Source organism: Dyella dinghuensis (assembly GCF_003977615.1).
Classification (GTDB): Bacteria; Pseudomonadota; Gammaproteobacteria; order Xanthomonadales; family Rhodanobacteraceae; genus Dyella_B; species Dyella_B dinghuensis.
In genome coordinates, this window is sequence record NZ_RYZR01000004.1 from 49,517 (window position 1) to 71,193 (window position 21,677).

The following is a 21,677-nucleotide window of genomic DNA, read 5'->3' on the forward strand; positions in this document are numbered from 1 at the left end:
CTTTTTGCCGGTCGAAAGCATCCTAGCAGAGCGCAGGAACGTGCGGCGTGAAGCCTTACTCGCCGGCGATGGTCATCTGACCAAGCAAGATCGAACCGGTGAGCAGGTGTGATCGTTTGTCCACATCGGCCCCCACGGCCTGAATACCCGCGAACATGTCGCGCAGGTTAGCCGCAATGGTGATCTCCTCCACGGGGTAGGCAATCTGGCCGTTCTCGACCCAGAAACCGGCTGCACCGCGGGAGTAATCGCCCGTGATGGTGTTGACGCCCTGACCCATCACCTCGGTCACCAATAGACCGGTGCCCAGACGCTTGAGCATGCCGTGGAAATCGTCTGCTTGGCCGCCATCAGCATGACCCGGTTCGACGACCATGTTGTGAATGCCGCCCGCGTTGCCGGTCGACTCGATGCCCAGCTTGCGCGCGGAATAACTGCCGAGGACATAACGAGCCAGTACGCCGTTTTCGATCAGCGCACTGTCGCGCGTCGCGACGCCTTCGGCATCGAACGCACCCGAACCCTGACCACGCATGAGGTACGGACGCTCCACAATGTTCAACCACGACGGCATGATCTGCTTGCCTGCGTGGTCGACCAGGAAACTGGCACGGCGATACAACGCGCCACCGCTGACGGCACCGATCAAATGACCGATCAGGCCGCGCGCAATCTCGGGCGAGAACATCACCGGACATTGGCGCGTCGACAAGCGCCGCGCACCGACGCGCGCCAGCGTGCGTTCGGCGGCTTTGTTGCCAAGCGCTTTCGCACTCATGAAATCCTGGGCACTGCGCACGCTGTCGTACCAGTAATCGCGCTGCATGCCCGCTTCATCACCGGCGATCAGCGACAACGACAAGGAATGACGGGTGCCACGCTCGCGGCCGACAAAGCCGTGCGAATTCGCGTAGACGGAAACACTTTCGCCCATCTGCACGCCGGCGCCTTCGGAATTGGTGATGCCCGCATGGGCGCGGCCGGCATCCTCGATGTCCTGTCCCAAGGCGATGGCATCGGCCGTATCGATGATCCACGGGTGCCACAGATCCAGATCGGGAAATTGCGTGGCCATGCGCGATGCATCGGCCAGGCCCGAGGCCGGATCTTCTTCCGTGTAACGCGCGATAGCACAGGCCTGTTCCAGCGTGGCCTGGATCGAATCGGCATTCAGGTCGGCGGTGCTGGCCGAACCCTTGCGCTGGCCGAAGTACACCGTGAGGCCAAAACCACGATCGCGGGTGTGCTCAACCGTCTCCACTTCGCCCAGACGCACGTTCACACTGAGGCCCGTATCGATGCTGGCCGACACCTCGGCCTGGCTGGCACCGGCGGCCCGGGCGCGACGGATCACGTCTTCGGCCAGGTGGGACAATCGGTCGAGTTCGCGCCGGCTGGCGTCCTGGCTGATGGCAACTTCGCTCACGTAGGCTTCCTAGGGGACTGGCGGGTACAATGGGCAGACATGGGGCCTTTGAACCCCATTGGCAATCCTTAGTCCGTCAAGGTTGCCACAGGAGCGACCATGTCCATAGCCACCGGCATCTATCGTCACTACAAAGGCCAGAGCTATCGCGTGCTGGGCATTGCCTTGCACAGCGAAACGATGGAAGAACTGGTCGTTTATCAGGCTCTATACGGCGACCATGGCCTGTGGGTGCGGCCTGCCACGATGTTCGCCGAATCCGTCGAGCTCGATGGCGAGCCGATTCCACGCTTCGCATTGATCGACGCCACGCCCAGTGAAACAAGACCGGGCACTTGAAGAACTGGAAACGTTAGTGAATCGCACGTACACCGACAATCCCGAGCACGACTACGGCCCGACCCGCACGCAGCAACGCCGCGACGCACTGGCTGTGTTGGCGCTCGCCATGCAATTGGTCGAACTGCCCCCGAGCAAACTCGCTCGGGCAAACCTGCCGGAAGATGTCGTGCGTGAAGTTGAAAACACGCGCCGCATCACCGCACATGTCGCGCGCAAGCGCCAGTTGGGCTTTCTCGCCAAGGTGATGCGTCGCCATGAAGACGACGCCTACGACGGCCTACGCACGTTGCTGGGTGAAAACCGCGAGCAATTGCGCAAGGAAACCGCCGCGATGCATCGTCTCGAAGCGTTGCGCGATCGACTGCTGCAGGATGAAAACGCATTGCAAGAACTGATCGATCAATATCCATCGATCGATCGTCAACACGTGCGCTCGCTCGTTCGGCAGGCGCGCGTAGAGCGCGATGGCAACAAACCGCCGCGCGCGTATCGCGAAATTTTCCAGTTGCTGAAACAAGTCAGCGCAGAAACCGAGACCGACGAAGACGCTTGATCGCAAGCGTCTTCGCAGCGGTCAGGAAGCGGTACCACCCACCGTCATCGCATCTACGCGCAGCGTAGGCTGACCGACACCCACCGGCACGCTCTGCCCTTCCTTGCCGCACACGCCAATGCCTTCGTCGAGGGCGAGATCGTTGCCGATCATCGACACGCGCGTGAGTACATCCGGGCCGCTACCGACGAGCGTGGCACCCTTCACGGGTGCAGTGATTTTGCCGTCTTCGATGAGATAGGCCTCGCTGGCGGAAAACACGAACTTGCCGTTGGTGATATCCACCTGGCCACCGCCAAAGTTCACAGCGTAGAGACCGCGCTTCACCGAGCGAATGATGTCCTGCGGGTCGTGCTGACCGGCGAGCATGTAAGTGTTGGTCATGCGCGGCATCGGCAATTGCGCGAACGATTCGCGGCGGCCGTTACCTGTCGGCGCCATACCCATCAGTCGCGCGTTGAGCTTGTCCTGCATGTAGCCCTTGAGAATGCCGTCTTCGATCAGCGTGGTGCATTCGGTGGGCGTGCCTTCGTCATCCACCGTGAGCGAACCGCGGCGACCTTGCAGCGTGCCATCGTCGACCACCGTGACGCCCGGCGCGGCGACGCGTTGACCCATGCGTCCGGCGAATGCCGAACTGCCCTTGCGATTGAAGTCGCCTTCGAGCCCGTGACCGATGGCTTCGTGCAACAACACGCCCGGCCAACCGGGACCGAGTACGACAGTCATCGTGCCAGCTGGTGCATCGACGGAATCCAGATTGACCAGCGCCTGACGCACGGCTTCATCCGCGAATGCCATCGCACGTCCGTTTTCCAGCAACTCACGATAGCCATAACGACCGCCACCGCCCGCGTAACCTTGCTCACGGCGACCGTTCTGCTCGGCAATCACCTGCACGCTCAAACGTACCAGCGGACGCACATCGGCCGCGAGCGTGCCATCCGAGCCGGCGACCAACACGGTATCCAGTGTCGCACTGAGACTGACGATGACCTGCTTGACGCGCGGATCGCGCGCACGCGCATACGCATCGACTTCGCGTAACACAGCGATCTTGTCGGGATTAGGCAAGCTGTCGACCGGGTCGATCGCCGGATAAAGCTGCCTGGCGCCATGCAACGCCAGCGGCTTACCGGCGCCGTTGCCACCATGCGCAATGGCGCGGGCCGCCTTGGAGGCTTCCAGCAGCTGCGGCAAGACGATTTCATCCGAATACGCAAAGCCGGTTTTCTCGCCGCTCATCGCGCGAACGCCGACGCCTTGCTCGATCGAATGACTGCCGTCCTTGACGATGCCCTCTTCCAGCACCCAGGACTCGCTGCGCGAATGCTGGAAATAGAGATCGGCGGCGTCGATGGAGGGGCCCATCAGCTGCGTGAACACACGATCGAGGTCACCGGTACCCAGTCCACCCGGGGCAAGTAGGCGGCTCTCGGCCTGTGCGATAAGGGAGCTCATGATTTAAGACCAGCCTGATTAAACGGTGGGAATAATCTGGGGGCGAATCAGGTGAGTTAAACCCGCGCCCACAAGCGTTGGATGATATCGCGCTAGCGGCCTGAGGTTGTCGCAGGAGCCGGCACGGATGACGCAGTTGCCGGCAGCGCTACGGACGAAGCTGCCGCGGGTGCCGCTACCGTTTCTGTCATGCCCTTGGTCATCACCGGCTTATCCCACGTGCCGCCGATGTGATAGTGCTGCACGGCGACGTGGTTGAGACCTTTGCCCAGGATGCCCTGCACGGCAAAACCCGCCGCGGCACCCACAGGGCCTGCAACCACCGCGCCGACCATCGGCAAGCTGTTGCCGATATGCGGCACGATGGAAACTTGCTGGTCGTAATCTTTCGCACGCAGGCCGGTGCGGCCGGTAATGGTTATCTCCGCCGCGGGGCCATGAATCTTCAAGTTATCGGTGTAGGCATTGCCGTCGTGCAGACGGAAATCACCCGTGATCACGTCGAAACCAAAACCCTTGCCGAACACATCGCCAAAGTCGAGCGACAATCGTCGCGGAAAGTCCGCGATCGACGCCAGACCGAAGAAGCGACCGCGCAGTCCCGGCGACGCCTGCAGAATATGCCCGTCGGTGACGTTCACGTTGAGCGAGCCTTCCATGTTGTCCAGCTCGAACGCCCAGGGGCCGCCCGGCCACGTGGCGTTGAGTTGATCGTGCGTCTTGCCACCCTGGAAGATGCCCGAAAAACCGAACGCGTTGAGCATGTCGCCGAGATTCGCCGCATTGAAATCAACGCGCAGGCGCGTGCTGCTCTTGGTCGGCGTGCCGTTCCAGTCGCCGCTGCCGCTGACCTGCGCACTCTTCGATTGCGTGGATAGCTGATCGATATGCATGCCGTTGGAGGTGGGCCACGTTTCCAGACGCGCCTGCCCCAGCTTCGCGTCGTCCAGGCGCAAATCGCTCACCCAGATATGCAAGGGCGGCATGCCGGCGGGATCCATGCCCGTGTTGGCGGGATCGGTTTGCTGAACGACTGGCGCGCCGGGTTTCTTGCCCGGTTGCACCGGTTCCTTCAGCCAATAAAGGCGTTGCAAACGCGCGGTAATACCGCGCTTGGACATTTCCGTTTCCGGCACGCTGAAATGACCCGCCGCGGCTGCACTGTCGACATCGAGCTCCAGCGCATCACCCTTCGGCGCCGCCGTGATGTGCATCTGCTGGAAGTCGCGTCCGAACATTTGCGCGTGCTCGGTGGTGACGTCGATGGTTTCCAGCGCCAGGCCATTGCTTGCGGTACCTCCGGCAATGGATTGCTTCACCCAGCCGCTGACATCCAGTTGTGGCGCATCGCCACTGATGCGCATGCCTTTGACGGGTAGACTGTCGGGCATGGCCGTACCAAAGGCGAACGTTGCAGCGAGCGGCGCTTGATCACTCGGCGGAAGACGCATCCGGCCGCGCATCACATCGCCGACCGAAATCTCCACATTGCTGCCGGCTTCCGGCAGGCTCATCGCAAGGTGCAGCGGCAAGTCCCCATCGGCGGTCTTGCTCAACGGCACGGGGAAATTCAGTGCAATACCGGAGAGCGGCGAATCGATGATCAGCATCTGTGCGTCAGACGTTCCATCTGCCGCATGCGCAATCTGATAGCCGACGCTGAATTGGCTACGGCCGTTGGCAACGTCGCTCAACCATTTCAGTTGCGGATAGTCCTGCAGCAATTCCGTGACGGTGTAGTTGCCGGTAATCGTGGCGGCCACCACTTTGTTCGGATCATTCGTCGCGCCGGCGATGGCCAGATCCAGCTGCGAGGGTTCTCCATGGAAGCCTCCAGCCAACGGACCAGCGTGGAAACCATGCTGATCGAATGTCGCCGGACCGCCCATTTTGTCGAGCTGCAACTTGAATTGCGGTGCGCTGACGTCGACATCCTTCAACTGCGCAGTGCCGTTGAGCAGGAAGTCGTGCATGGCGTTCATCGGCAGCGACATATGGAAATCAAACGTGCCCGTGCCGCCAAGCTTGAATTTCGAAAGGGTATCGGCCTGCTTTCTTGCAATGGGGCTGGTACCGACGAAGTTCAGCAGGTCCGATGCATTGCCATTGCCGCTGACGTTGAGATCCAGCACGGCATGCGCCAGCTCGGGAATAACTGCCACCGCGTTCGTCACTTTGACGTTGAGCGAATCGCCGGACGTGGCCTGCACCAGCATGCCTGCGTCGATAAAGTTTGCCGTCGCGTTGATGTGCTCCGCAACCGGCCAATCCTTGCCGTAACTCAAGGTGAGATCGCTGATATCAGCGCGTCCTTCGAAACGGCCCTCGTTATGATGGAACGGCCAGTTCGCGAGACTTCCGCGCACGAACACTGCCGCATCGTCGATCTTGCCTGCCACGAACGCCTGATCCAGCCATGAAATAGCAGGAGGCGCCATGGAATCGATGGGCCAAAACAGCTTTGCCGCAGAGATATCGGCATGCGTCAATGCGACATACACATCGAGGAACGGGCGCCCCCCGTCATTGGGAAGTTGCACGTCGCCCTGCGCATTGCCGCCATATCCTTCGCCTTCGAAATCCATATTCGCGACACCGATGTGGAACGCATCGTCATCGCGCCAGAAAGCGAAATCGCCGACGAAGTTGCTCATCACGAAGGGTTTGCGGAAGGTGTGCGGAAAATTGATCGCGGTGGCCTGCGCCGGAATTTCCAGCGAGACCGCTTCTGCGTCGCCACGCACTTGTCCATGCAGATGATCCACACCCGGCAACTTGCCGACGGATGTGATACCCAGATTGTCGAAGCTGCCTTGCAGCGACTGAAGGCCCGATGCCGCTGTCCAATGCAACGCGGCGTGATCGATCTGCCCATGCGGCTCGCCCATAGCCAACCATGCCGCGAGTCCTGGCGACATACCCGGCTTCAATCCCAGCCACGGCAATAGGGGGCCGATCTGCAGATTGCTTGCAGCGACATCGATAGATGCTTGAGGCGTACCTAGCTGGTTGAGCTCCGCGAGCAACGCGCTGCCATCGTTGCCGGCCCAACGAGCGGTGTAATTTGTACCGCCGCGGCGCACTTCAGCGATACCGCTTATCGCCGATACGGATGCTTTGACGCCCGCGGGATTGGTCACCGCCGGATCGTGCAAATCGACCTGCACGAGATTGCGTACGATCTTGCCATCCTGCCAATCCATCCACGCAGCCATGTCGCCATGACCGCTGTTGACGACATAGCCGCCCAGATCGATACCGGCGAGCATACCGTGCAAATCTGCGTTGTTCGTCGATATCCAGAACTTGCCGCTGCTGCCGTCATCACGGAAACGGCCTGCGCCTTGCAGCTCGCCGGTAGCGCCCAATCGATGCAGACGAGTTCCGACGCGAATGTGGCCGGCCTGATGCGTCAGACGCAGCTGATCGGCGAGCAAGGTGTAGTGCTCACCCAGACGCGCGTCGTTAATTTCAATGCGCAAGTCATCGAGCCACAACTCGACCGAGAGATGGCCGAGCGAAATGTTTTGCCGCTGCGTGTTGCCCGTTTCGCCGATGCCGTTGATGTGCCAGCTACCGTCCGCGTCGCGACTCAGATCGAGTTCGAGTCCGCGCGCTTCGAGATTGATCAGGTGACGCGACGGAAATAGCCAGCCGCCGAAATCGAGCTTGAGATCGCCCTCGGGGATATGCAGCGGGCTTCCACCATTCTCGGGACCCACCGTGACATTGCGCATGATGAAGCGCGGCCCCGACGGTTCCCAATGACCGTCCAGCGACGTAAACGTTACTTGGCGATGAAGTCGATCACTGAGTTCCTTCGCAACCCATTCCGGATGTTTCGCGAGCAGCGGTGCCAAAACCTGCGCAATGGCTGCAGTCAGAGCAAGCGTGATGACCAACACACCCACGACCCAGGCGGTCAGGCGTGTGATGCGATGCGCCACATGTTGCCATCGTGTGCTTACCATAAACCTGCGTCAAAGCAGTACGACATCGAACTGTTCCTGCGAGTAATGCTCCTCAGGCTGGAAGCGTATGCTTTTGGAGATGAACTCTTCCAGTTCGGCGACCGCTGTGGACTCCTCTTCGAGGATGCGATTTACGACTTTTGGGCTGGCCATCACTAAAAGTTTTTGCGCGTTGAACTGACGCACCGCCCGTGTGATCTCGCGGAAGATTTCGTACGTGACCGTCTCGGCCGTTTTCACCGTGCCACGCCCCATGCATGCCGGACACGGTTCGCACAATTGGCGTTCCAGGCTTTCGGTGGTGCGCTTGCGCGTCATCTCGACCAGGCCTAGCTGCGACATCGGATAGACCGTGGTCTTGGCATGATCGCGCGTGAGGCCCTTTTCGAGCATGCGGATAACCTGACGTTTGTGTTCTTCGTCGGTCATGTCGATGAAGTCGATGATGATAATGCCGCCAAGATTTCGCAGCCTTAACTGACGCGAAGCCGCCTGCGCCGCCTCCAGATTCGTCCGATAAACGGTTTCCTCCAGATTGCGTGTACCGAGGTAACCGCCGGTGTTCACGTCGATGGTGGTCATAGCCTCGGTCTGATCGACGATCAGATAGCCGCCGGACTTCAACGGCACTTCCTTGCGAAGCGCGCGCTGGATTTCGTCTTCGACGCCGTACAGATCGAAGATCGGGCGCTCGCCGGAATAGTGTTCGATACGATCGTCCAGGCTCGGCATGAACTTGTGGACGAACTTCGCCACTTTCTCGAACGTCTCACGCGAATCGACGCGAACTTTTTCGATGTCGTCGTTGAGCAGATCGCGCAATGCGCGCAACGGCAACGAAAGTTCTTCGTAGACGCGCTCGCCGACTTTGGCCTTGGCGATGTTTTCCTGTACCACACGCCAGACCTTGCCCAGATAGGTGACATCGAAGGCCAGCGATTCGGCGGACTGCTCTTCCGCGTTGGTGCGCACGATGTAGCCAAGCGGGTTTTCGCCAATGAGCGGCGTCAGCACGTCCTTCAGACGTTGCCGTTCGGCTTCCTCTTCAATGCGCGTGGAGATACCCAGCGTGCGCGCGTGCGGCAGCAGCACGAGATAGCGTGAGGGAATCGACAGATGCGTGGAAAGCCGCGCGCCCTTGGTACCGATGGGATCTTTCACCACCTGCACGACGATTTCCTGCCCTTCGTGCACCAGTTCGCTGATGGTGGGCATATGGCCGTTGCCATTGCCGCCCATGCCCAATTCGGTACCGTCCGGCAACGGCGGCCGGACGATGTCGGAGGCGTGCAGGAAGGCTGCTCGTTCCAGACCAATATCGACGAACACCGCCTGCATGCCGGGCATCACGCGCTGCACCCGTCCCTTGTAGACATTCCCGACATAGCCACGCCGGGACGTTCTTTCGACATGCAATTCCTGCAACATGCCATTTTCCACCACGCCGACTCGCGTCTCGCGCGGGGTTACATTGATCAGAATTTCTTCACTCACCGGCTTCCCCAATGCTTAGCGGCCTTTATAGCGGCTGCGCGCGAGAACTGTCGATGCAAAAAGCCCTTCTGCTCCTGTACTGCAGCGTTCGGTAAATTGAATCCATGCCTTCCGCCCGCCAAAGCCTGCCTCGAGCTGACACCCCGATCCTGCCCGACGTACTGCGACACGGGCTGAGTCTGGTGTTTTGCGGTACCGCTGCGGGCAAGCGATCGGCCGTAGAAGGGGCTTATTACGCCCATCCGGGCAACTTTTTCTGGCGGGCACTGTTCCAGGCCGGGCTGACGCCGCGTCTATTGGCCCCGGCGGAATTCCCGCTGCTGCCGGACTTCGGCATCGGGCTCACGGATCTGGCCAAACGGCATTCGGGCAACGACGATGAATTGCCCAAGGATGCGTTCGATGTGCCCGGCTTGCTCTCCAAGATCGAGAGGTACTCGCCTGGCGCGCTGGCCTTCACCAGCAAGAATGCAGCACGGGCGGTATTGGGGACTGATCTTCACTATGGCCTGCAGCCACAGTCGCTCGGCACAACGCGTGTCTATGTGCTGCCCTCACCTTCGGGTCAGGCACGAGGTCACTGGAACCTTGCGCCATGGCAGGCGTTGTCGAAAGACATCCAGCCAACACGCCGGCATGGATAATTTGGCCATCCAAACGGCGGAATGCTACGCAAAAACTCGCGCGGCGTTGAAAACATAGGACTTTTCCGCTACTCGCAATTCCATGCGAAATCGTGCATTGCGTATGGCATATGGTTGCCGTCACGAAAATTGTCTAGGCTACTAATTCTCGACAACCCCAAAAGTCAGCCAGCTCGTGCTCGCATCGCAAACGCGTGGGCTGATGGAAATCTCCGGTTATGTGGATCGTCAAAATCGCGCTTGAGCGACCGCTCACCTTTATCGTTCTCGCGCTGCTCCTACTGATCCTCGGTCCCCTGGCGATTCTGCGCACGCCGACCGATATTTTTCCGAACATCGATATTCCGGTCGTCTCGGTGGTGTGGCAGTACACCGGCCTGCCCGCCGACGATATGAACAACCGTATCGTCTCCGGTTTCGAACGCTCGCTTACCACCACCGTCAACGATATCGAACATACCGAGACCAACTCGCTTAATGGCGTGGGCTTGGTCAAGATCTTCTTCCAGCCGAATGTGAAGATCGACATGGCCGTGGCGCAGGTCACGGCGATTTCGCAGACGCTGCTCAAGTCGATGCCCGCCGGCGAAACGCCGCCGCTCGTCCTGGTCTACAACGCATCGACCGTGCCGGTGCTGCAGTTCGCGCTGTCGTCGAAGTCATTGTCGGAAGCGACGATCTTCGACGACGCCAACCAGATCGTGCGCACGTTCGTCACCTCCGTGCGTGGTGCAGCGACGCCCTATCCGTACGGCGGCAAACAGCGTCAGGTGCAGGTGGATATCAATCCGCAGGCGCTGCTTGCGCATGGTTTGGCGCCGTCCGATGTCGTCACGGCCATCGCCAACCAGAACCTGATTCTTCCGGCGGGCACGGAAAAAGTTGGCGACACCGAATACAGCATCCGTTTGAACGGCAGCCCGCTCAACGCGGAAGAACTCAACAACGCGCCGATCAAGACCGTCAACGGCATCACGACGTATATCCGCGACGTCGCGCATGTGCACGATGGCTCACCGCCGCAGACCAACGTAGTACGCGTGAACGGACAGCGCGCGGTGCTGATGTCGATCCTGAAGATCGGCGATGCGTCCACCCTGGATATCGTCGACAGTCTGCAAGGCATGTTGCCGTCGATTCGCGCCGCCATTCCAAAAGAACTGGAAATCAACTCGCTGTCGGATCAGTCGCTATTCGTGCGCGCGGCGATTTCGGGCGTGATTCGCGAAGGCGCCATTGCCGCCGGCCTGACTGGCCTGATGATCCTTTTGTTCCTCGGCTCCTGGCGTTCCACGCTGATCATCGCCATTTCGATTCCGCTGTCGATCCTCGCCTCGATCATCGCGTTGTCGGCACTGGGCGAGACGATCAACATCATGACGCTGGGCGGTCTCGCCTTGGCCGTGGGTATTCTCGTCGACGACGCCACGGTGACGATCGAGAACATCAACTCGCATCTTGAGGAAGGCAAAGAGGTCTACGACGCGATCATGGAGGGCGCGCATCAGATTGCCGTACCCGCGCTCGTGTCGACGCTATCGATCTGTATCGTGTTCGTGCCGATCTTCTTCCTCGGCGGCGTCGCCAAATACCTGTTCGCGCCACTGGCCGAAGCCGTCGTGTTCGCGATGCTGGCGTCCTATGTGTTGTCGCGAACGCTGGTGCCGACGCTGTCGCTGTACTGGCTTCAGAAGCACGATCATGATGCCAAGCCGACTGGCCCGCTTAGCCGCTTCCAGCATGGTTTCGAAAGCCGCTTCGAGCGTGTTCGCAACGGCTATCGTGGCGCGTTGGAAACCACGGAAAAGCATCGCGGCATCTTCGCCATCCTGTTCTTCGCCGCGTGTACGCTATCGGTGGGATTGCTGGTGCCCTGGCTGGGACGCGATTTCTTCCCGTACGTCGACGGCGGACAGATCAAGCTTCATTTCCGCGCGCCGACCGGCCTACGCATAGAAGAAACCGCACGGCTGGCCGATGGCATCGAAGGCGTCATCCGGCAGACGATTCCACAAAAGGAACTCACGAGCATCGTCGATACGCTCGGTCTGCCTTACAGCGGCATCAATCTTTCGTACAGCAACACCGGCGTGATCGGTACGTCGGATGGCGATATCTTCGTGACGCTCAATGAAGATCATCACCCCACCATCGATTACGTGCGCAGCTTGCGCGATCAGCTCAAGCAGAAATACCCAAGCGTGGTGTTCTCATTCCTGCCCGCGGATATCGTGGGCCAGATTCTGAATTTCGGTGCCCCCGCGCCGATCGACGTGCAGGTTTCCAGTCACGATCCCAATGCGTCGGTAAAGATCGCCAAGGAGTTGTATGGCGACCTGATCCATGTGCCGGGTTTGGTGGATGTGCGCATCCAACAGGCGCAGAACCTGCCGCAGATCAACGTCAATGTGGATCGCACGCGTGCCAGCATTGTCGGCCTGACGACGGATGACGTTGCCAGCAACCTGCTCACTGCGTTGGCAGGATCGACACAGGTGAATCCGACGTTCTGGGTCGATCCGAAAACCGGCATCAGTTACAGCCTTGCCACGCAGGCGCCGCAATATCGGCTCGATACGCTGGAGGCGCTCAAGAATCTTCCTATCACCAGTTTGTCCGGCGCTTCTGCGGCGGCGGCGAGCACGGCCAGCAGCAATCCTGGCGCGCCAAGTCAGATTCTCGCGAACCTCGCGAGTTTTGGACGCAGCTTCGGCCCCGCCGTAGTCTCGCATTACAGCACGCGTCCGCTGATCGACATCTACGGTTCGGTCGACCGCACCGATCTGGGTAGTGTGGCCGCCGACGTGCAACGCATTGTCGATCAGCATTCCAAAAACCTTCCGCGCGATTTGAACATCGACATCCGCGGTCAGGTTAAGACGATGCAGGCTTCGTATGCGGGGCTGTTGGGCGGTCTGGCCTTCGCGATCATCCTGGTTTACCTGCTGATCGTGGTGAATTTCCAGAGCTGGCTCGATCCGCTGATCGTCATCGCTGCCCTGCCCGCCGCGCTTGCCGGATTGGTGTGGATGCTGTTCCTCACACATACGCCGTTGTCGGTGCCCGCATTGATGGGCGCGATCATGTGCATGGGCGTGGCGACGGCGAACTCGATTCTGGTGATCAGCTTCGCGCGCGAACGCCTGGATCACCACGATGATCCGGTGAAGGCAGCCCTCGAAGCGGGTTACCAGCGTTTCCGTCCTGTATTGATGACTGCATTGGCGATGATCATCGGCATGGTGCCGATGGCGCTGGGCTTGGGCGAAGGTGGCGAACAAAACGCACCGCTTGGCCGTGCCGTGATCGGCGGCCTGCTGCTGGCCACCGCCGCCACGCTGTTCTTCGTACCCACCTTCTTCAGTATGCTGCACCGGCGCCGCAAGGCTCGCCGCGATGCCGCTGCCGCGTGAGATCTCTCTATGTCCAGCGCTAACGCAAATTCTCCGCTTCACTCCGGCAAACCGTCGCACGGTGCACGCCTTGTCCTTATCGGACTGGGTGTCGCACTCGTGGCGCTGGCCGCTTACGGCGTCATCTCGCGCATCAGTGATCGCCATACGCTGACCAACGATACCAACCGCAACGCGGTCGCCACGGTCAACGTGATGACACCCAAAGCCGCGCCGAAGGATCAGCAGCTCACGCTGCCGGGTACCGTCGCCTCCTGGCAGGATGCGCAGATCTACGCGCGCACGACCGGCTATGTGGCGAAGTGGTATGTCGATATCGGTGCGCGCGTGAAGAAAGGTCAGCTGCTTGCCGATCTGGATACGCCCGACGTCGATAACCAACTGCTGCAAGGCAAAGCGCAGATGCGGACCGACGAAGCGAACATGAATTTCGCCAAGATCACCGCGGATCGCTACGAAAAACTCGTCACGCAAGGCCTGGTCGCCACGCAGACGGGCGATCAGTTCGTCGCACAATACAAGGCGGACGTCGCCACGGTGCAGGCCGACGCTGCCAACGTCGCGCATTTGCAGAATCTGGAAGACTTCAAACACATCATTGCGCCGTTCGACGGCGTGATCACTCAACGCAATCTCGACATCGGCGCATTGATCGACGCCGGCTCGACGGGCAGCAACCTGTTCCTCATCGCTGACACCTCGCAGCTGCGTGTGTATGTGGACGTACCCGAAACCTTCGCCGGCAGCGTCAGCATTGGCATGCCCGCACAGGTAAGCCTGAATACCTACGGCGCCAAGCCAGTGACAGGCACCGTTGCGCGCACCGCCGACGCGCTTGATCCGACCACACGCACACTGCGCACGGAAATCGACATCGACAATGCGAGTCAGGTGCTGGTGCCGGGCGTGTACGCAAACGTCAAACTCGGCGTGTCCACCTCGACGCATGACTACACCGTGCCCTCCAATACGTTGCTCTTCCGCAGCGAAGGTTTACGCGTGGCGTTGGTGGACAATCAACAGCATGTGCATCTGCAACCGGTCACGCTGGGTCGCGACTTCGGCAGCACGGTGGAAGTAACGGAAGGTCTGCAGGACAATGACCGTATCGTGATCAGCCCGCCCGACTCGATGTATGAAGGGCAGCAGGTCAACATCGCTCAGAGCGACGACAAGTCGAAGCAACCGGCTGCGCAGAAGTAGGTAACTTCAATCGACCGGCGTGTGGCGGTAGGCGGCGACGTCGCGTTCCTCCACCGCCGAAGCGCGATTGGACCACGCTTGCCGGATATAGGTGACGACGGCGGCGACATCGGCATCGCTGAGCTGTTGCGCATACGGCGGCATGGAATACGGACGCGGGTTGCCTTGCGTTAGCGGCGCAAATCCACCCAACAACACGGCGCGTGCAGCATTGATTCCCGTGGGCTCGACCACGGACGAATTGCCGTCGAGTGTTGGATAGACGCCCGGAACGCCCGCGCCATTGTCGCGGTGACAATCCGCGCATTGCTTGGCGTAGACATCGCGACCGCGACTGACCAGTGATGCGCTATCAAAACTCGGCGGCACGACAGTAGGCTTCGGCCGCGCCGGCAACGACTGCAGATACGTGGCGATAGCACGCAGATCGTCGTTCGGATCGGGTTTGTATACACCTGGTTTGAAGTACAACGCGCGCCACGCGGTGAGCGAGCTTCGCATGCTGTACGGAAACTTGAGATCCAAAGGTTTGGGCGCCTGCGCAACCGGTGGCACACTTTGCAGATACGCAAACATCGCAACGGCGTCTTCGCGCGTGGTCTTGGTGAACGAAGTGTAGGAGAACACCGGATACAGCTTTTCACCGTCGTGCCCGATACCCGTGTGCAGTGCACGCCAGAAATCATCGACACTCCAGCGCCCTATGCCATGCTCCGGATCCGGCGTGATGTTCGGCACAGGAATGTTGCCGAATGGCGTTGCGATAACTCGCCCACCCGCATACGGCGCACCGCCCTGCTCCGTGTGGCAAGACATGCAGTCGCCAACGGTTGCCAGATAACGGCCCTTGGCGATAACGGCGGGGTCTTTAAGCACTGCGTTGACGTCCTGCCCCTCGACCAACGCCGACGATTCCTCAGTCGTATGCGTATGCCACCACCAACCGGCAAATACGATCACCAACAAAACAACGGGAATCCAGAGCAAGCGCAGATTTTTCATAGGCCGCCTCCCTGGCTATCCAGCACGCCACATTGCAGCGGTGGCGTTATCGCATTTGCGGCCTGAGGATGTACATCGGCAGGCACGGATTGACTGGCAAGCCACGCAGCAACCGCGGTGATATCGCTTGGCGCCAGACGATTGGCAATCTCGGACATGCAATCGGGTGCTTTGGAAGCACGCGTACCCGTTCGCCACGAACCCAACTGCGCACTGATGTAGTCATAGGGCAAACCAACCAGCCCCGGCACGGACGGTGGCGTGCCGGTAAGCTGCTTGCCATGACAGGCCTCACAGGCAGGCACCTTGCGTGATGGGTCGCCCGACGTCACCAACTGCTGGCCGCGTTGCAGTACCGAAGGTGCGATATCCGGCACCGCCGAGCTTTGATATGGCACCTGCTGCGCCGCGAAGTATTCGGCAATCTCATGCATGTATGCCGGGCTCAACTGGCGCACCGTGTATTCCATCGGCGCGTATTTACGCAGGCCGCGCTGGAAGTTTTGCAATTGCAGTTCGAGATAGGCAACCGGCTTTCCCGCCAGTCTTGGAAAAAGGTCGCCGTGTTGCGTACCTTCGCCGTGCACGCCATGGCACGTCGTACACGCGGCAATGCGCTGTTGAAGCGTATCGGGAACGGACGGTGGATCGGCGTGGGCCAGGCCGCCCAGCAGCAGCGCGAACGGCAGCAGCCGCCGCAGCGTGAGACAGAACTGGACCCTCCAGGCAGTCGTCTTCATGCGCCAAGTATAGTCCCGCGTCACGCGCGAACGGCGAGCTCTGCGGTTATGCTCAAGCTTCTGCGGCATCGTGTCATGCATCCATTCTGCAACACCGTGTCACACACCTATCATTCAAGACCTCCGGAGACTCCCATGATCCGCCCGTCGCTCTTGTGCGCTGCCCTCTCCCTTGCGTTGTTGCCCGTTGTCGCTTCGGTCGCTCAGGACACCACCCAGTTGCCCTGGCAAAGTGTGACCGAACTTCAGCAAAGCATGGATGCCGGCAAGCTCAATACCAAGACATTGGTTCGGGAGGATCTGACCCGTATCCATCGCATCGATCAAACGGGTCCGGCCCTGCACTCTGTGCTCGAGCTCAATATCGACGCATCGAAACTGGCGGCGCAGCTCGATACGAAACGGACCCAATCGCATGGACCGTTGTACGGCATTCCGATCCTGCTGAAAGACAACATCGATACCGGCGATCGCACGTTGACCACCGCCGGATCGCTCGCGCTAGTGGAGGCGCCCGCACCGAAAGATGCCGCACTGGTGACGCGATTGCGCAATGCCGGCATGCTGATTCTCGGCAAGGCCAATCTCACCGAATGGGCCGACTTCCGCTCCAGTCATGCAAGCAGTGGATGGACAGGCCGCGGTGGGCAGACGCGCAATCCCTACGCGCTGGATCGCAATCCGTGCGGTTCGAGTTCCGGCTCTGCCGTTGCGGTGGCCGCGGGCATCGTGCCAGTGGCGGTCGGCTCGGAAACCGATGGCTCGATCATTTGCCCGGCATCGATGAACGGTATTGTCGGCATCAAGCCGACGCTGGGTCTGGTAAGCCGCAGCGGCATTATCCCGATCAGCCACAACCAGGATACGGCGGGGCCACTTGCACGCAATGTCACCGACGCGGCGATGCTGCTCACGGTGATGGCCGGCAGCGATCCGAATGATCCGGCCACCGCCGATGCAGATAAACACGCGACGGATTACACGAAGTTCCTCGACCCGAACGGCTTGCGCGGCAAGCGCATCGGCGTGGTGCGCCAGCTTGCGGGCAATGAACCGAATGCCGATCGCGTGCTCGAAGAGGCGATTACAGCGCTGCGCGCGCAAGGCGCGATCATTGTCGATCCAGTCACCATTCCGCATCTGTCGGAACTGGGCGATCCGGAGATGACGGTGATGCTTTACGACTTCAAAAACGACATCAACAACTATCTCGCCGGCCGCAAAGGCCTGCATGTGAAGACGCTGGCCGACCTGATCGCTTTCAATCAGCGTGAGTCCGCGGTGGAGATGCAATGGTTTGGCCAGGATCTGTTTGAGCAGGCACAGAGCAAAGGCCCTCTCACCGACAAGGCCTATCTCGACGCATTGGCGAAGGCGAAACAGTTGTCGGGTCCGGATGGTATCGACGCTGCACTTCAGCAGGGTCATCTGGACGCACTGCTGTCTCCGTCATGGGGCCCTGCGTATCTGACAGACCTGGTGCTCGGCGATCACATCGTCAGCGGCAATCCGACGATTGGCGGCGCGTCACAACCGGCTGCCGTGGCGGGATATCCCTCGATCACCGTTCCTGCAGGTTGGGCGCACGGCTTGCCTGTCGGCATCGTGTTCTTCGGTACGAAATGGAGTGAGCCTGCGCTGATTTCGATTGCCTACGGTTTCGAACAGCACACGCACGCGTGGCAGGCACCGAAGTTTCTGGATACGGTGGATGGAAAGCCAGTGGCTTTCGGAAAGTAATCTGGTCGCTTCGTCGGGAATTGCGCGCTTGAGTTGAAGCATTCAACTCAAGCGCGACTTGTGTTCAACCCTTCTGCGATTTCCGCACGATCAACATCGCCAGCTCCAGCGACTGCTCGTAATTCAAGCGCGGGTCAACCATCGACTTGTAAGCACGCTGGAGATCGGCCTCGCTCAAGTCGCGCGCGCCACCCATGCACTCGGTGACATCTTCGCCAGTGAGTTCAAGATGCACGCCGCCCAGATGCGTACCTGCGGCCGCGTGAATATCGAATGCCTGATCGAGCTCGCTGCGAATGTTGTCGAAGCGGCGCGTTTTGTAGCCGTTGGACGTGCTCTCGGTATTGCCGTGCATCGGATCGGCAACCCACAACACGCGACGGCCTTCTCGTTTCACCGCTTCCAATAACGGCGGCAGTGCCGAAGCGATTTGTGCGTGACCCATGCGATGGATCAGCGTCAAACGACCCGGCTCGTCTTCGGGATTGAGCGCATCGATCAGCGGCAACAGCTGCGCCGGCGTTACGGAAGGACCAACCTTCACGGCAATCGGATTGCGAATACCACGGAAGTATTCGACGTGCGCACCATCGAGTGCAGCAGTACGCATACCGATCCACGGAAAATGCGTGGAGAGATTGAACCATCCGCGATGACGCGGAACCTGCCTCGTAAGGGCCTGCTCGTAATGCAGCAAGAGTGCTTCGTGCGAGGTGAAAAAATCCACGCGCGAGAAGCCGGCAATCGGGCCGGCCAGCGTTTCCATAAAGCGCAGCGAGTCACCAATGCCGGCCACCATGCGACGGTATTCGGCGGCGAGTGGCGAGTGCTCGACCCACGCCAGATCCCAATACTCGGGATGATGCAAATCGGCGAAACCGCCGTCGATCAGCGCGCGGACGAAATTCATCGTCAGCGCCGAATGGGCGTGCGCGCGAATCAGACGTTGCGGGTCGGGACGGCGCGCCTGCGCCGTGAATTCAGGGCCGTTGATCACGTCACCGCGGAAGCTTGGCAGTGTCACGCCATCGCGCGTCTCGGTATCGGTCGAGCGCGGCTTGGCGTACTGGCCGGCAAAGCGTCCGACGCGCAACACCGGCTGCTTGAGTCCGTGCACCAGAACCAGACTCATCTGCAGCAGCACTTTCAGACGGTTGGAGATGATCGGACTGGTGCAATCGGCGAAGCTCTCCGCACAGTCACCGCCCTGAAGCAGGAAACGCTTGCCTTCCTGTGCCTCAGCCAAGGCTTGCTTCAGCGAAAGCACTTCCCACGACGTGACCAGCGGCGGCAAACGGGTCAGCTCTCCGATCGCCTGAGCGAGTTCGGGAGCGTCTTCGTAGTGCGGCTGCTGCAAGGCAACGCGTTGCTGCCAGGACGTCGGGGTCCAGCTGAGGGAGTCGTGCTCGATGCTTACTGCCTGGGTCATAACCGCAATCTCTGGGGCGCTCGCTGCAAGGTCACGCGAATAGCCCACACGGACAAAAGGATGTACCACAACAGCGTCCAGAATGGCATCGGCAGACCAAGAATCGGCTGGATCTTGGCGCATTCACCGGAGCCGGTGAACACCATTTTGAGCACTTTCGCGAAGGGGAAGGCGTCCATCATGTAAGCCAGGTTGGGGCCGCAGGATGGAAGCTGATCGGGGGGCAGCGACTGGATCCACAGATGGCGCCCTGCCACCGCCAGACCGAACAGCGCACCCAGCAGGACGAACCCGGTGTAGAACCAGCGACCGCCCCTGCGCGGCGCATGCAGGGCACCCAGCAGAAAGAAGACACCCATCACCATAAAACCGATGCGCTGGAAGATGCACAGCGGACACGGCTCCATACCCCACACGTGTTCAGCATAGAGCGCAAAGCCCAGCAGAGCGGCGCAAATCAGGAAACCGGCGAAGAAACTGGCGCGGTACGACCAGCGAAGAGGATTCATGGCACACATGGGGATGAGGGCGAAGCGCAGACATTACCCGCTCGCCGGGACGCTGTCAGTAGGACCGAACTCATAGGAACTAAAAGCACAAACCCCGGTCAGTTGCCCGACCGGGGTTTGTATTTGGACGTCCAAACGAAGCTGGACGAAATTATTCGGCGTCGACGGCTTCAGTGCGCGGACGATCGACCAGTTCGACATACGCCATCGGCGCATTGTCGCCCGGGCGGAAGCCGCACTTGAGAATACGCAGATAGCCGCCGGGACGCTCGCGGTAACGCGGGCCGATTTCCACAAACAGCTTGCCAACGGCCTGCTTGTCGCGCAGACGGGCAAATGCCAGACGGCGATTGGCCACGCCATCGACCTTGGCCAAGGTGATCAGCGGCTCGGCGATGCGGCGCAGTTCCTTGGCTTTCGGCAGCGTCGTGCGGATCAGCTCATGCTTGATCAGCGACGAGGCCATGTTCTTGAACATCGCTTCGCGATGGCTACTGGTTCGGTTGAGCTTACGCCCGGATTTCATGTGACGCATGATGAGACTCTCTTGTCTGTTGTTATGAAAAACCGGTCCGTTATGGCCGGATTTCCGCGGGTTTCCCGCTGTTGAAGCCCTTGGTGAAACGGGCTCTTATAAGAGTGCAGCCATAAATGGCCGCTTTTTCGAGACTGACAGGAGCGCCAGCGGCGCTCCCGTCGTTACTCAATGACAGCGATCAAAAGCGATCGCAAAACAAACGATCAACCCAGCTGCATGCCGTGCGAGAGGCCCGGCGGCGGCCAGTTTTCAAGCTTCATGCCCAGGGCGAGACCACGTACGCCGAGAACATCTTTGATTTCCGTGAGCGACTTCTTGCCAAGATTCGGCGTCTTCAGCAGCTCGACTTCGGTCTTCTGTACCAGATCGCCGATGTAGTAGATGCTCTCGGCCTTCAGGCAGTTCGCCGAACGCACGGTGAGCTCCAGATCGTCGATCGGACGGAGCAGTAGCGGATCGAAACCGCCCTTTTCTGCTTTGTCCGTGGCGCTCTCGCGGCGCGAGAAGTCACCGAACACCGACAGCTGGTCGTTGAGGATTTCAGCAGCCTTACGCACTGCATCTTCCGCACCGATGGTGCCGTTGGTCTCGATGTCCAGCACGAGCTTGTCGAGGTTGGTGCGCTGCTCGACACGAGCCGCGTCCACTTCGTAAGCCACGCGCAGCACCGGCGCGAACGAGGCGTCCAGTTGCAGACGACCGATCGGGCGAGCTTCGTCATCCGGATGCTGACGCAGGCTGGCCGGCTGATAGCCGACGCCGCGACGCACCTTCAGACGCATGTTCAGCGCGATGTCCTTGGTCAGGTGGCAAATCACATGTTCCGGATTGATGATTTCCACCGAGTGATCGACGGTGATGTCGCCAGCCGTGACCACACCCTTGCCCTTCTTGGACAGGGTCAGGGTGACTTCGTCACCCGTATGCTGACGAATCGCCACTTCCTTGAGGTTCAACAGGACTTCGATAACGTCTTCCTGCAAACCTTCCAGAGTGGTGTATTCGTGCAGCACGCCATCAATTTCAACCTCGACGATGGCACTGCCAGGGATCGAGGAGAGCAGCACGCGACGAAGCGCATTGCCCAGTGTGTGGCCAAAGCCACGCTCGAGCGGCTCCACCACCACCTTGGCGCGATTCGGTCCGAGCTGCTCGACGTTGAGGCCGCGAGGCCGCAACACGCTAGTTGACGAAACTGCCATGCAGTGCTCC

At 60.2% G+C, this 21,677-nt stretch carries 16 protein-coding genes; 6 read left to right on the plus strand and 10 right to left on the minus strand.

Annotation, left to right across the window (positions count from 1 at the left end):
• Positions 1-55: 55 nt before the first annotated feature.
• Positions 56-1,426: a metalloprotease PmbA gene (pmbA, locus tag EKH79_RS07220; RefSeq protein WP_126673139.1), complete on the minus strand. Its 1,371-nt coding sequence runs from the start codon at positions 1,424-1,426 to the stop codon at positions 56-58.
• Between the two features lie 99 nt (positions 1,427-1,525).
• Between pmbA and EKH79_RS07225 the strand changes: the two genes are divergently transcribed.
• Together EKH79_RS07225 and yjgA are read left to right on the plus strand one after the other, a co-directional pair.
• Complete coding sequence (locus EKH79_RS07225) at positions 1,526-1,765, plus strand: DUF1653 domain-containing protein (protein ID WP_126673140.1); 240 nt, start codon at positions 1,526-1,528, stop codon at positions 1,763-1,765.
• 16 nt (positions 1,766-1,781) lie between these two features.
• Complete coding sequence (yjgA, locus tag EKH79_RS07230) at positions 1,782-2,321, plus strand: ribosome biogenesis factor YjgA (protein WP_126673141.1); 540 nt, start codon at positions 1,782-1,784, stop codon at positions 2,319-2,321.
• A 21-nt stretch (positions 2,322-2,342) separates the two neighbouring features.
• On the opposite strand, the gene tldD is transcribed toward yjgA, so the two are convergent.
• The 3 genes from tldD to rng form a co-directional block, all read right to left on the minus strand.
• Positions 2,343-3,785, minus strand: a complete 1,443-nt coding sequence (gene tldD / locus EKH79_RS07235) for a metalloprotease TldD (RefSeq protein ID WP_425478481.1) — start codon at positions 3,783-3,785, stop codon at positions 2,343-2,345.
• 89 nt (positions 3,786-3,874) lie between these two features.
• The gene (locus EKH79_RS07240) at positions 3,875-7,729 is read right to left on the minus strand and encodes a YhdP family protein (RefSeq protein ID WP_233590236.1); all 3,855 of its coding nucleotides are present in this window, start codon (positions 7,727-7,729) and stop codon (positions 3,875-3,877) included.
• A 33-nt stretch (positions 7,730-7,762) separates the two neighbouring features.
• On the minus strand, positions 7,763-9,247 hold the full coding sequence (gene rng, locus EKH79_RS07245; protein ID WP_126673144.1) for a ribonuclease G: 1,485 nt from the start codon (positions 9,245-9,247) through the stop codon (positions 7,763-7,765).
• A gap of 104 nt (positions 9,248-9,351) precedes the next feature.
• On the opposite strand from rng, the gene EKH79_RS07250 reads away from it, so the two are divergent.
• The 3 genes from EKH79_RS07250 (at position 9,352) to EKH79_RS07260 (ending at position 14,507) form a co-directional block, all read left to right on the plus strand.
• A complete protein-coding gene (locus EKH79_RS07250; protein ID WP_126673145.1) occupies positions 9,352-9,891 on the plus strand; it encodes a mismatch-specific DNA-glycosylase in 540 nt (179 codons plus the stop codon).
• 218 nt (positions 9,892-10,109) lie between these two features.
• Positions 10,110-13,304, plus strand: a complete 3,195-nt coding sequence (locus EKH79_RS07255) for an efflux RND transporter permease subunit (RefSeq protein WP_126673146.1) — start codon at positions 10,110-10,112, stop codon at positions 13,302-13,304.
• Between the two features lie 9 nt (positions 13,305-13,313).
• Positions 13,314-14,507 (plus strand): efflux RND transporter periplasmic adaptor subunit, encoded by a 1,194-nt coding sequence (locus EKH79_RS07260; protein ID WP_126673147.1) that lies wholly within the window; start codon positions 13,314-13,316, stop codon positions 14,505-14,507.
• A 6-nt stretch (positions 14,508-14,513) separates the two neighbouring features.
• On the opposite strand, the gene EKH79_RS07265 is transcribed toward EKH79_RS07260, so the two are convergent.
• Both EKH79_RS07265 and EKH79_RS07270 read right to left on the minus strand, forming a co-directional pair.
• Positions 14,514-15,509 carry a cytochrome c gene (locus EKH79_RS07265; RefSeq protein ID WP_126673148.1) on the minus strand — a complete coding sequence of 332 codons (996 nt, stop codon included), beginning with the start codon at positions 15,507-15,509 and terminating at the stop codon, positions 14,514-14,516.
• Positions 15,506-16,249 carry a c-type cytochrome gene (locus EKH79_RS07270; protein WP_126673149.1) on the minus strand — a complete coding sequence of 248 codons (744 nt, stop codon included), beginning with the start codon at positions 16,247-16,249 and terminating at the stop codon, positions 15,506-15,508. Before EKH79_RS07270 ends, EKH79_RS07265 begins: the two co-directional genes overlap by 4 nt.
• Positions 16,250-16,384: 135 nt before the next feature.
• On the opposite strand from EKH79_RS07270, the gene EKH79_RS07275 reads away from it, so the two are divergent.
• On the plus strand, positions 16,385-17,989 hold the full coding sequence (locus EKH79_RS07275; protein ID WP_126673150.1) for an amidase: 1,605 nt from the start codon (positions 16,385-16,387) through the stop codon (positions 17,987-17,989).
• A 64-nt stretch (positions 17,990-18,053) separates the two neighbouring features.
• Here EKH79_RS07275 and EKH79_RS07280 read toward each other — a convergent pair whose 3' ends face one another.
• The 4 genes from EKH79_RS07280 to EKH79_RS07295 form a co-directional block, all read right to left on the minus strand.
• Positions 18,054-19,418, minus strand: a complete 1,365-nt coding sequence (locus EKH79_RS07280) for a class II 3-deoxy-7-phosphoheptulonate synthase (protein WP_126673151.1) — start codon at positions 19,416-19,418, stop codon at positions 18,054-18,056.
• Complete coding sequence (locus EKH79_RS07285; RefSeq protein WP_126673152.1) at positions 19,415-19,927, minus strand: disulfide bond formation protein B; 513 nt, start codon at positions 19,925-19,927, stop codon at positions 19,415-19,417. Before EKH79_RS07285 ends, EKH79_RS07280 begins: the two co-directional genes overlap by 4 nt.
• A 151-nt stretch (positions 19,928-20,078) precedes the next feature.
• On the minus strand, positions 20,079-20,462 hold the full coding sequence (gene rplQ / locus EKH79_RS07290) for a 50S ribosomal protein L17 (protein ID WP_115477091.1): 384 nt from the start codon (positions 20,460-20,462) through the stop codon (positions 20,079-20,081).
• 206 nt (positions 20,463-20,668) lie between these two features.
• Positions 20,669-21,667, minus strand: coding sequence for a DNA-directed RNA polymerase subunit alpha (locus EKH79_RS07295; RefSeq protein ID WP_126673153.1), 999 nt, complete (start codon positions 21,665-21,667; stop codon positions 20,669-20,671).
• Positions 21,668-21,677: the final 10 nt, after the last annotated feature.